This window comes from Nocardia sp. BMG111209 (assembly GCF_000381925.1).
Lineage (GTDB): Bacteria > Actinomycetota > Actinomycetes > Mycobacteriales > Mycobacteriaceae > Nocardia.
This window is the reverse complement of the sequence record NZ_KB907307.1, coordinates 1,647,259-1,659,140: the sequence shown is the minus strand read 5'-3', so window position 1 is coordinate 1,659,140 and position 11,882 is coordinate 1,647,259. Positions and strand designations below refer to the sequence as shown.

Below are 11,882 nucleotides of genomic sequence, written 5' to 3'. Positions count from 1 at the left end.
CCGGAGGAAGGAATGCCATCGTGACGCCCGAGGACCTGCTGGCCGCCGAGTTCGAATACCACCGCCCCCGGCTCACCGCGGTCGCCTACCGGATGCTGGGCTCGCTCGCCGAGGCCGACGACGCCGTCCAGGAAACGTGGCTGCGACTGTCGCGCAACGGTTCCGGCGACATCGCGAACCTGGCCGGATGGCTCACCACCGTCGTCGGCCGGCTGTGCCTGGACGTGTTGCGCACCCGCACCGCGCACCCCGAGCAACCACTGCCCGCGCACCTGCCCGACCCGGTCGTCGGCCCCGACGACGGCGGCGATCCCGAACATCAGGCGCTGCTGGCCGACGCGGTCGGCCTGGCCCTGCAGATCGTCCTGGAATCGCTGACCCCGGCCGAACGCCTGGCCTTCGTCCTGCACGACATGTTCGGACTGCCGTTCGAGCAGATCGGCCCGCTGGTGGACCGCACCCCCGGCGCGGCCAAGAAACTCGCCAGCCGCGCCCGGCAGCGCGTACGGGCCGCCCCCCACACCGGCGGAGACCCCGTCGAACACCGCCGCGCCGTCGACGCGTTCCGCAACGCCGCCGCCGGCGGCGATTTCGACGCACTGCTGGCGATCCTCGACCCGGAGGTCCTGCTGCGCGCCGACACCGGCGCCGAACCGCTGCGGACCCTGCGCGGCGCCGCGCAGGTCGCGAGCCAGGCCACCGCGTTCCGCCGCGCCAGCACCGGCGCCGGCGTCCGGCCGGTGCTGATCAACGGCGTCCCGGGCCTGGCCGGCGTCCGCGACGGCCGGCCGATCTCGCTGATGAGCTTCACCGTCGCCGCCGGCCGCATCGTCGGGATCGACATCCTGTCCGATCCGGCCCGCCTGAACCGCCTGGACCTGCCCGGATTCGACGATCGGCCCGACTCGGTCACCTTCGGCAGCCCGTCCCCGTCATAGCGGTGCGTCCCGGCACCGGCCGGACACGCATCCACCCACGATTCGTCCGGAGGACGACATGCCAGCACGTATCCCCGACGCCAACGCCCTCGTACCCGAGATCCAGGAGGTGGCCGCCGCCCTGGTCCGGGCCGTCGGCAACGGATCCGTCCCGGAGAACACCACGACCCTGATGTTCCTGCGCGCCGGCCAGATCGTCGGCAACAGCTACCAGGTCACCCGGCACACCGCCGGCCTGCGCGCGGCGGGGGAGTCCGAGGACCGCCTCGCCACCGTCGTAACCTGGTGGGACTCACCGTATTTCAGCGAGGCCGAACGCGCCGCACTCGCCCTCACCGAGGCCGTGTTCGGCCCCACCCCACCCGGCGCCGAACGGGTACCCGACGACCTGTTCGCCACGGTCGCACGGCATTACGACGAGAAGGCCCAGGCGACCCTGGCGGTCGTCCTCGCCTCGGCCGGATTCTGGATGAACATCGCCGTGGTGCTGAAGCCCCCGGCGATCGTCCAGCCCGCGACCGCCGCCTGAGCCGGCACACGGCCGCGGGAACCGATTCGGTGCCCGCGGCCGTACCGACCCGCTCAGTGCGGGTCGGCGGTCAGGTCGTAGACCGCCAGCCCGTCCAGGTGGCGGGCCGGATAGTGCGCCGAGACCCAGTCGTAGATGTCCTCGTCACCGACCGGATGCCACCAGCCCGCGGCCGGACTGTACGGCGCCGCATCGGGTTTCGGTGCGTTCTTGTCGGTGCGCCACCCGTCGGGCAGCTTCACCTCGGCGGCCAGGTAGTACGAGATCTGGTGGGACCGAACGAGATCCTGGAACCGCGACAGGGTCGGGGCCGGATCCTCGGAGGTGAATCCGCCGATCGCCATCACCGGCGTCCGGGTGGCCAGCTCGAGCCCCGCGGCCGGACCGGACCGGTCGACGGCCGCCGACCAGCGCGAATGCGTGGCCTGCAGCATCGACACCAGCTGCGGATCGTAATCGGTACCACCCATCAACGCGTTGAGCTGCTTACGGAACATCGCGAACATCCCGGACTGCGATTCCGGTCGCGCCGGGCCGACCGAGGGCCCGCCGCCGGTATGCGATTGCGGCAGCGTCGCCGCGGCGTACGCGGTGGACCCGGCCAGTCCCGCGATCAGCCCGAGCGCCAGCAGCAGCGCTGTCACCCGCGCGGGCACCCGCCGCGCTACCGGCGGCGCCACGGTGGCCAGCAGCGCCACCACCGCCGGCACGGTCACCGCCAGAATCGTCCAGCGCAGCCACGGCTGCCAGCTCGCGTTGCGGTGCAACAGCACGAAGCCCCAGACACCACCGGCGGCCACCAGCGCCGCGGCCCCGGCCCGGCCGGCCGCGGTACCGCGCCGCTGCCACACCTCGTGCGCGCCGAGCGCCGCACTGCCCGCCACGGCCGGGGCGATCGCCAGCGTGTAGTAGGCGTGCATACCGCCCTTCATCGCGGAGAACGCGGCCGCGTCGATCAGCAGCCACAACCCGAACAGCAGCGCCGCACCGCGCACGAGATCGGTGCGCGGCGCGCGCCACCGCAACACCAGCACCAGCAGGAAGGCCACCACCGCCGCGGGCAGCAGCCAGGAGATCTCGAAACCGATCTCCCCGGCGAACATTCGGGTGGGACCGGTCCCGTTACCGCCGAAACCGCCTCCGCCGCCACCGAATCGGGGGAACTCGTACCCCGGCGGCGCCTGGAACGGATTGCGGCCGTGATGGTTGTGACCGAGGTAGCGGGCGAAACCGTTGTAGCCCAGCACCAGATCCATGAACGTGTCGTTCGTCGACCCGGCCAGATACGGCCGCGAGGACGACGGCCACAGAATCGTCAGCAGCACATACCAACCCGAGGACACGATCAACGCGACCGCGGCGGCCAGCAGGTGCAGCACCCGCCTACCGATCGTGGCCGGCGCCACCAGCAGATAGGTCAGCGCCAGCGCGGGCAGCACCATCAGCCCTTCGAGCATCTTGGCCAGGAAGGCGAAACCCAGTGCGACACCGGCCCATACCAGCCACCGCACGCTCGCCTTCGGCAATGCCCGCACGGTGCACCAGGCGGCCGCGGTCATGGCCAGCACCATCGCCGCGTCGGGATTGTTGAACCGGAACATCAACGCCGCCACCGGCGTGACCGCCAGCGCCAGCCCGGCCAGCAGGCCCGCGCCGCGGCTGCCGGTCACCCCGGTGACCGCCGCGTACAGCAGCGCGACCGCGGCCACGGCCATCAGCGCCTCGGGTGCCAGCATCGACGCGCTGGAGAAGCCGAACAGCTGCCCCGAGATCCCCATCACCCACTGCGAGACCGGTGGTTTGTCGACGGTGATGAAGTTCGAGGGGTCCAGGGAACCGAACAGCACCGCCTTCCAGCTGCGCGAGCCGGCCCAGGCCGCGGCGGCGTAGAAGCTGTTGCCCATCGCGTTCACGGTGATGTTCCACAGATAGGCCACGGCGGTGCCGAGCAGCAGCACGATCAGCGCGATGCGTTCCCAGCGGCGGGCAGGTGGCGGACCTGCGGTGTCGATCGGGACGGAATCGGTCGATTCGGGCAGGGTCGTGTCGGCTGTCGTCGCTGTCACCGCGGGAGCCTCTCACCTCTGCCGGTGAGGATCCTGGCGCGAGCCTGGGAGAATTCTGAGAGTGCCGCGCCGATCACGACGCGTCGACGCCGAGCGCGTCGGCGAACATCGGCCACGAATCGTGCAGATCCTGCTGCCAATATCCCCAGGAATGCGTTCCGGTGGGCCGGAACTGGAAGGTCGCCGGAATCTGCAACGCCGCGAACCGGGCCTGCAACCCGTGCGTACAGGTATCGGTCACCGTCTCGAGCAGCGCGCCGCTGAGCATTTGCGCGATCAGTTTGACCGGATCGCCGCCGATACCGGGACCGTCCATCGTGTCCAGCGGCCCCGGCCACCCGGTCCCGCTCGACACGTAGATCGCGGTGCCGCGCAACAGATCCGCGTGCAGATAGGGATCCATCGCCGCCCAGGTCGGATCACCCGGCGGCCCCCACATGTTCACCGGATCACCGGACCAGCGGCCCACCACCGCGCCGACCATCGCCTGACCCTGCGGATTGCTGGTCTCCACGCACCCGCTGTAGGAGCCGATCGCCTTGTACAGGCCCGGCGCGGCCATCGCCAGCTGGAACACCGAGGTGCCCGACATCGACACTCCCGCGATCGCCGCCGCGCCGTCGGTGTGCAGCGCCGAGTCGATCACCGGCGGCAGTTCCTGGGTGAGGAAGGTGGTCCACAGCGGCCGGCCCAGCACCGGATCGGCATTGCGCCAATCGGTGAAATAGCTGCCCCGACCGCCGATGGGCACCACCACGTTCACCTGCTTGTCGGCGAAGAAGCCGACCATGTCGGTCTGGTCGGTCCACCCGCCGTTACCGTCCCCGTCGCCGCCGCTGGACCCGTTGAGCAGGTACAGCGTCGGCGCCGGTGTCGACGTGTCGGAGGCCCGCAGGATCTTCACGGTGATGTCGGAATCCATCGCCGCCGAGTGCACGGTCAGATCGATGAACCGGTCCAGATTCGGGACCGCCTTGGTCATCCGGGTGCCGTCGTCGGCCGGCCGGGCCGAGGCGATCACCGCCGCGGCGACCGCGGGCGGGCCGGGCTGATCCGCGGCCGCGGGCACCGCCGGGACGAGCGCGGCCACGGCCAGCAGCGGTGCGAACAACCCGACGACACGTCGACCCACGAATCCACCTCCGCCAATGTGTGGCCCCCGCTAGCGGTGACGGTAGGTCGGATCGGCGGGGACCGACAAGCTCGGGCGTAGGGTACTGGACAAGAAACCACCCGCCGACGGCGGTCCTGGGGCCGATCACAACCATGAACCGCTACCGTGCGCCGGCTGGGAACCCGCTGTGCGGCGGATGTGCGGGCGCTGGGCGCGAGATCAGTGCGGCACGGTCACCGGATCGGCACAGCTGTCCGGGGCGTCGACCAGCGAGCAGTCGTCCGGGCCGCGGGTGGGCCGGTAACCGGCCGGCACACCGCCGTCTCGGATCAGCGCGGTATAGGCGGCGACCGCGTCGGTGGGCCGCCGGGCCAATGCGGCGCCGTTGCGCACATCGACGCTGTAGAGCCCGAAACGCGGTGTGTAACTACCCCATTCGTAGTTGTCGGTGAGGCTCCAGTAGTTGTAGCCGAGGACGTTCAGTCCGTTGGCGACCGCGCGCTGCACCCAGTAGATCGTGTCGCGCAGATCGTCGCCGCGGCGGTATCCGTCCGCGCGGGGCTGTTCGTCGCGGGTCGGCATCCCGTTCTCCACCACGTACAGCGGCAGCCCCGGGAAGCGGTGCGCGTAGTGCCGCAGCGCGTAGTAGATGCCCTCCGGTTGCAGCGGCAGATTCCACAGCCGGTCGAAATCCGCCGGCGACACCTGCTGGATCGACTGCGGGGTGAACCCGTAGTAGTAGTCGATCCCGACGAAATCGAGTTTCGGCGCGATGGCGTCGAGCATCGGCCCGTTGACCGCCGGCTCGGCGGTACCCGCCAGATAGGCGATATTGCTGGTGACCAGAGCGCCGAGCTGCACCGCGTGGATGTGGTCGTAGGCGCCGTTGTGCGCGGCGATCAGCCGCTGCTGCATCTCCGGTACACCGGCGGCGGTCAGACCGCCGTTGGTGACCTCGTTGAGGACGTACATGGCCGGCTCGTTCACGGTGACCCACAACGGATCACGGCGCGCGTAGCGATCGATCACCGTGCGCGCGTTGGCAAGCCACGCGTCGAGCATCCCCGCGCCGGCCCAGCCGCCGCGATCGGCCGCCCAGCCCGGATACACCCAGTGGTCGAGGGTGATCATGGGCCGGATCCCGTACCGGGACAACGTATCCAGCACCCGGTCGTAGAACGCGAAACCGGTCTCGTCCCAGCCGTCCGGATGTGGTTGCACCCGTGCCCATTCCACACTGAACCGGTACACCCGGACCCCGAGCCCGGCGGCCAGCGCGATGTCCTGCTCGTAGCGGGTGAAGAAGTCCACCGAGTCGCGATACGGCTCGTGCGCCGAACTCGCCGCGTAGCGGGCCCAATTGCTGTCCGGCGCATGGCCTTCGCACTGGAAGCCCGCGCTGGCCACGCCCCACAGGAAGCCGTTGCCCAGCGCCGGCACCTCCGCCGGGGCCGGGGCCGCCGCGGCGGGCAGGGCGGGTGCGGCCAGCGCCGCGGCGCCCCCGGCGGCGAGGACGGCGAGGGCGTGGCGGCGAGTCAGGGGCATGGCATCCTCATCGGCGAGTGCGGGACCGGCGAGCGGCAATTCTCACCCATCAACTGATCGAATGTCCAGATCGGTTCCGGCCGCGGGCTCGCGCGGGAAGTAGCGATCCAGGAAGTCGTTGCGGAACTTGCCCGCCGGGTCGTACACCCCGAGCAACTCCGCGAAATCCGCCCACCGGTCGTAGCGTTCGCGCAGCCGCTGCGGCCCGGCGGTGAACACCTTGCCCCAGTGCGGCCGCGCCGCGAACGGCGCGAGCCGCTCCTCGATCGCCGACACCACCGACACCACCGCCTCGGCATCGTCGATCCAGGTGAAATGGAATGCGGCCGAATCCCGTCCGGCCGCCGGGCTCAGCCACAGCTCGTCGGCGGCGACGGTGCGGATCTCGCCGATCTGCAGCACCGGCGCGATCCGCGCCCGGATCTCGTCGAGGGCCGCGAAGGCGTCCACCACCCGGTCCGCGGGCACGAAGAACTCCGACTGGAGTTCGCGTCCGCTGCTCGGGGTGTACTCGAGCCGGAAATGCGGCAGCCGCCGATACCACGGACCGGGCATGCCCAGCTGCCCGGTGCAGTGCCGCGCCGCCATACCCGGCACCGGATGCCGTGCCGCCGTGGCGCGGGAAGCCCCGTGCCACACCGCCTCCGGGGTCTCGTGCGGACCCTTCAGCCACACCTGATCGATCCGGTCGCCGAGCCAGCGGGTGAACAGGCTCACGCTGTACCCGGCCCCGAGGATCGCGGCCGCCGCCGCGGTGAACCGGTCGACGGGCAGATCCTCGTACACGTACTGCGCGAGCTCGAACGCCGGAACCAGATCCAGGGTCACCGCGGTCACCACCCCGAAACCGCCGAGCCCGACCACCATCCCCGCGAAATCCCGCTCCCCGCGCCGGATCTCGACCACCTCCCCGGTCGCGGTGACCAGTTCCAGCCCCGCGACCACCGTCGCCAGACTCCCGTGACCGATCCCGGACCCGTGGGTGCCCGTCGCGATCGCCCCCGCCACCGAGATGTGCGGCAGCGAACCGAGATTCGCCAGCGCGAACCCCGCCTCGTCCAACTGCCGCACGAACGCTCCGTACCGCAACCCCGCCGATACGGTCACCGTCGCGTTCGGCGCGTCGATCTCGACCCGGGCCGGCAACCCGGCCACCGACACCAGATCCCCGGTGGTATCGGCGATCCGATTGAACGAATGCCCCGTCCCCAGGGCGCGCACCCGATCACCGCCGGCCACGATCCGGCCGAGTTCGGCCACGCTGCCCGGCCGGTGGATCCGCCCGCCGAACACGACATTGCCCGCCCAGTTGGTGTGCGTCACGCCACGTTCTCCGTCGCTGTCCCGGTCTCCACCCCGGTCACGGTAACCGCCGTCCGCGGCCGCCGCGCCAGGTGGACCACATGCCGCGCCGACGCCGCGACCGCGGCGGCCAGCACCACCACGCACACCCCGTTCCAGCCGAACCCCTCGTAGGCCCGCACCCCCAGCCACGACCCCACGCTGCCGCCGAGGAACGCGCACGTCATGTACGCGGTGTTGAGCCGGCCGCGGAACTCGCCGGGCAGCGCGAAGATGCGCGCCTGATTGGCGACCTGACCGGACTGCGTCGCCACATCCAGCAGCAGCATGCCCGCGGTCACCGCGACCAGACCGGCCGTCCCCCCGAGCACCCCCAGCCACAGCACGCCCACCGCCACGAACATCGCCGCCAGCGCCAGCGACGTCACCCGATCCGGCCCGCGCCGATCCGCGACCCGCCCCGCCCACGGCGTCACGAACATACTCGCCGCCCCGACCAGCGCGATCAGACCCACGACCGCGGTCCCCAGCCCGTACCGCGGCCCGGTGACCCACAACGCCAGCGCCGTCCACGCCGCGCTGAACGCCGCGAACACCACCGCCTGATAGGCCGCCGACCGCCGCAACGCCGGTTGGCTGCCCAGCAACCGCACCGCATCACCGAGCAACGCCGGATACGACCGCCGCGACACCGACCGCGTCCCCGGCGCCACCCGCCGCACCAGCGGCGTCAGCAGCAGCGCCGCCACCGCGGCCACCGCATACGGCGCCCGCCAGCCCGCCCACTGCGCCAGCGTCCCGGAGAACGTGCGCGCCAACAGGATTCCGCCGATCAGCCCGCTGAGCAACGTGCCGGTGACCGCCCCGCGCCGCTGCGGCGCGACCAGCCCCGCCGCCATCGGGACGAGGATCTGCGGCACCACCGTCGTGAACCCGATCGCCACCGCGGCCACCAGCAGCACCGCCGGTGACGGCGCCAGCGCCGCCAGCAGCGACCCGGCCGCGGTCAGCCCCAGCAGCGCGGTCAGCAGCGGCCGATACGGTACCCGGTCACCCAGCGGGACGAACAGGAAAATACCTGCGGCATAACCGATCTGGGTGGCCGTGACCGCCAGCGCGGCCGTATGCGGCGCGATGTGCAGCCCCGTCGCCACGGCCGGGGCCAGCGCCTGCGGGAAGTACACGTTGGCGACCGCCACCCCGCAGGCCAGCGCCAGCGCGGCGACCGCGGGCCGCGACAGCGACGGCTCGCCGCCAGGGGAGAAGGAATCGGGAAGTGACATGGGAACCTCACCAAGAACCGGTTTGAATGGTTCCCCGACGGTACCAGTCAAACCGGTTCCGGCGTAGGGTGGTCGGCGTGAACCCTCCCGCTCCCCGGTTCCGCTCCGGTGCAGGCCGCCTGTGCCTGGACCTCGTCCGCACCCTCCGCCACCGCGGCACCCCCGCCGAAACCGAGGAACTCACCGACGAGGCCGCCCTCACCGCCTGGATCGCCCACTGCGCCCCCCGCACGGTGGCCACCGGCACCCAACCCGCCCCCGCCGATCACGTGGCAACCGCGCGGCAACTCCGCGAAGCGGTCCACACCCTGCTCACCTGCGCCCGCACCGGCACCCCGGCCGACTGCCCACCCGCCGCCCGCACCCTGCTCAACGACCTCGCCGCCGCGAACCCCCCAGCGCCGCAACTGGATTCACGAGGCCACCTGCACCGCACCGCCCCCGACCCGATCGCCGCCACCCTCACCCTGATCGCCCGCGACGCCCTGGACCTCGCCACCTCGAATCTGATTCCGCGCCTGCGGATCTGCGAAGGACACGACTGCCAGGCCCTGTTCCTCGACCTGTCCCGCCCCGGCACCCGCCGCTGGTGCTCGATGGGCACCTGCGGCAACCGCGCCAAGAAACAGGCCCTGCGCGACCGCGCGGCGCGCTGACGCCGCGGTCACCGGCGCGAATCCGCACTGCGCGAATACGATTCGCGCGAATACGATCGATCCGAATGTCGGTGATGCGAACCTCCGCAGCGCGGAACCGCCGTCGCACATTCGCGGGCTCGACCTGCGAATCCTCATGTTTCGCAGCCCCGGTACGTTATCCGGGCATGATCGTGATTTCCTGGGTCCGGGAACTGTGGACCGTCGCGCCGCCGCTCGGGTTCGTACTCCTGGGACTAGCCGGAATCCGGCGCGGCACAGTCGATTCCATACTGGGCTTCGAGCGGTTCGCCACGACCCGAATGATCCTGCGCGAGGCGCCGGGCGGCAGCCGGGTCGTTCACCTGTCGCGGCGCGGAACGACGGCCTCGGCGTGTGTCGTGGTGGTCGGCCCGCGACCGTGGGAGCGTCCCTGCGTTGCGGTGTCACCGCCGACGCGGGGGATTCCGGCTGCATGAGACGGCGTCGTAATGAGTTGCCCCAGGCCGTTTTCGAGCGGATCTTCCGTACTCATCGCCACGAACTGCGCCGGCACCTGCGCATCGTCCTGCGCTGGAACACGCATCTGGTCGACGAATGTCTCAGTGAGGTGTTCCTGCACGTCCTCCGCCGATACCGCGCGGACAGTACGACACTCGCGCGGATGCCCGACGAAGAGGTCATCAAGGTGCTGAAAACCACGGCGGACAACTGCGTGACCGATATGTGGCGCAAGGACACCAGGCGGCTGATGTGGGAGAACCCCTGTGACGACGCGCCGGACACCGTCGCCGCGAACGTCCCCGATCACCTCGAGCAGATGATCCGGGGCGAATTCGACGACCGGTTCGCCGCGGCGGCCGCGGAACTGCTCACCGCCGCCCAATGGCGAGTGGCGGTGATGACGTGGTGGATGGACAAGTCGGACAAGGAGATCGCGACCGCACTGGGCACGACCGTCGCCACCGTTCGGACACACCGGTATTCGGCGCTGAAGCGACTCCGGGCAGCCGCGCACTGGGACGGAATCGAACTGACCTTCCCCGACCACGAGCCCAGCCGCAGTCCGTCCGCCACCGACGGGAGAGGAGAGGTCACGGTATGACCGGACACCACGAGCCGAGAACGAGAGCGCCCCAGCCGATCACGGCCCGGCACGCGTTCGAGAAACTCGACGGGCACTTCGCCCCGCTGATGGGCGACGGTGATCCGATCGCGGACTGGGCCCGCATCCGGTCCGCCCTGCGCGCCGATGCCGCCGCGGCGGAGGAACCCGACCGGATCCTGGAATGGATGACATCGCTGCAGGACCGGGTCGGGCGGCTCAACGCCCGCCACGGTCTGCAGGTCCTCAACGGCACGATCACCGCGGTCGCCGTATTCCTGGCCTGCCTGGGCGGCTGGTGGCCGATCCTGTCGGCCGTGCTCGGCGCGCTGCCGCTCTGGGGCTGGATCGAGATGCGCCGGGATCGGTATCGACGGCGGAGCGCGGCCGAAGCGCAGCGAAGACGGGCCGCGGCCCGGGAGACCGAGCACCGCGCCGCCCTCCGGCTCGAAGCCGAACGCCGCGACGCCGCGCTGTCCGCCGTCGGCCGTGGTTCCGGCCGCCCCGCCACACCACGGACGACCGGCGAGACCGCGGCCTCGGATGTGGTGGACCTGACCGGCGCCGACGTCCGCACCGTGGACCTGTTGTGCCTCAACCTGATCGGCGCGCAACTGGCCCGTGCCCGCATGCAGGGCAGCTTCCTGCGCGCAGCGAACCTGTTCGGCGCCGACCTCACCGCCGCCGGCCTGGCCTACGCCGAACTGTCCCGGACCGAGCTCACCTCGGCGATCCTGACCGGCGCGGACCTGTCCAGTTGCCGCCTCGCCGGCACCCGCATGACCGGTGCGACCCTCACCGGCGCCAATCTCACCGGCGCCGACCTGACCAGCGCGGTACTCATGCGGGCCGACCTCTCCTACACCGATATGACCGGCGCCATCCTGGCCAGCGCCGACCTGGCCGCCGCAACGGTCACCGGCGCCATCCTCACCGGCGCCTACCTCGCCGGCGCTCACCTGCACGGCACCGATCTCGCCGGAGCCGACCTGTCGGGGGCGAATCTACGCCGCTGCTACCTGTATCGCTGCAACCTCTCCGGCGCGAACCTCACCGGCGCGAACCTCACCGGCGCCGTACTCACCCACACCGTCCTCATCGACACCGACCTCTCCCGCGCCGCACTACCCCCACTGACCGAACTGACCGAAGTCATCTGGTCCGAACACACCCACTGGGGCCGACACCGCGCCGAAGCCCTCCGGCTGTCGGCGCCACTGGGCCGAGGCCGCTACAAACTCAACCCGCCACCCGGCACACCGACCGCAATCCCCACCCCGCCCGATCCGCGCGAACCGAACGAGACCACGACCCGGAAACCGTCCTCGGCCCTGCTCGGCGGCCACCCCACCGAGGAATAGCCCG

10 protein-coding genes are annotated in these 11,882 nt (G+C 71.1%); 5 read left to right on the top strand and 5 right to left on the bottom strand.

What is annotated here, in order from left to right; genetic code table 11:
* Nucleotides 1-20: 20 nt before the first annotated feature.
* Entirely contained in the window at nt 21-938 is a 918-nt protein-coding gene (locus G361_RS0107510; protein ID WP_019926451.1) for a sigma-70 family RNA polymerase sigma factor, read from the top strand.
* A 58-nt stretch (nt 939-996) separates the two neighbouring features.
* Nucleotides 997-1,467, top strand: coding sequence for a carboxymuconolactone decarboxylase family protein (locus G361_RS0107505; protein ID WP_019926450.1), 471 nt, complete (start codon nt 997-999; stop codon nt 1,465-1,467).
* Nucleotides 1,468-1,520: 53 nt separating this feature from the next.
* On the opposite strand, the gene G361_RS0107500 is transcribed toward G361_RS0107505, so the two are convergent.
* From G361_RS0107500 to G361_RS0107480, 5 genes are all read right to left on the bottom strand, one after another.
* Nucleotides 1,521-3,533, bottom strand: a complete 2,013-nt coding sequence (locus G361_RS0107500; protein ID WP_019926449.1) for a glycosyltransferase family 39 protein — start codon at nt 3,531-3,533, stop codon at nt 1,521-1,523.
* Between the two features lie 73 nt (nt 3,534-3,606).
* The gene (locus G361_RS0107495; RefSeq protein ID WP_231386807.1) at nt 3,607-4,665 is read right to left on the bottom strand and encodes an alpha/beta hydrolase family protein; all 1,059 of its coding nucleotides are present in this window, start codon (nt 4,663-4,665) and stop codon (nt 3,607-3,609) included.
* Nucleotides 4,666-4,866: 201 nt separating this feature from the next.
* Nucleotides 4,867-6,192: a glycoside hydrolase family 1 protein gene (locus G361_RS0107490; protein ID WP_036494687.1), complete on the bottom strand. Its 1,326-nt coding sequence runs from the start codon at nt 6,190-6,192 to the stop codon at nt 4,867-4,869.
* A gap of 42 nt (nt 6,193-6,234) precedes the next feature.
* The gene (locus G361_RS42650; protein WP_019926446.1) at nt 6,235-7,515 is read right to left on the bottom strand and encodes an FAD-binding protein; all 1,281 of its coding nucleotides are present in this window, start codon (nt 7,513-7,515) and stop codon (nt 6,235-6,237) included.
* Nucleotides 7,512-8,777, bottom strand: a complete 1,266-nt coding sequence (locus G361_RS0107480; protein ID WP_019926445.1) for an MFS transporter — start codon at nt 8,775-8,777, stop codon at nt 7,512-7,514. The genes G361_RS42650 and G361_RS0107480 overlap by 4 nt, the downstream gene beginning before the upstream one ends.
* 77 nt (nt 8,778-8,854) lie before the next feature.
* On the opposite strand from G361_RS0107480, the gene G361_RS0107475 reads away from it, so the two are divergent.
* The 3 genes from G361_RS0107475 (at nt 8,855) to G361_RS46720 (ending at nt 11,878) form a co-directional block, all read left to right on the top strand.
* Nucleotides 8,855-9,433 carry an ABATE domain-containing protein gene (locus tag G361_RS0107475; RefSeq protein ID WP_036494683.1) on the top strand — a complete coding sequence of 193 codons (579 nt, stop codon included), beginning with the start codon at nt 8,855-8,857 and terminating at the stop codon, nt 9,431-9,433.
* Between the two features lie 454 nt (nt 9,434-9,887).
* Entirely contained in the window at nt 9,888-10,517 is a 630-nt protein-coding gene (locus tag G361_RS50225; protein ID WP_196814433.1) for an RNA polymerase sigma factor, read from the top strand.
* Nucleotides 10,514-11,878, top strand: a complete 1,365-nt coding sequence (locus tag G361_RS46720) for a pentapeptide repeat-containing protein (protein ID WP_019926441.1) — start codon at nt 10,514-10,516, stop codon at nt 11,876-11,878. The genes G361_RS50225 and G361_RS46720 overlap by 4 nt, the downstream gene beginning before the upstream one ends.
* Nucleotides 11,879-11,882: the final 4 nt, after the last annotated feature.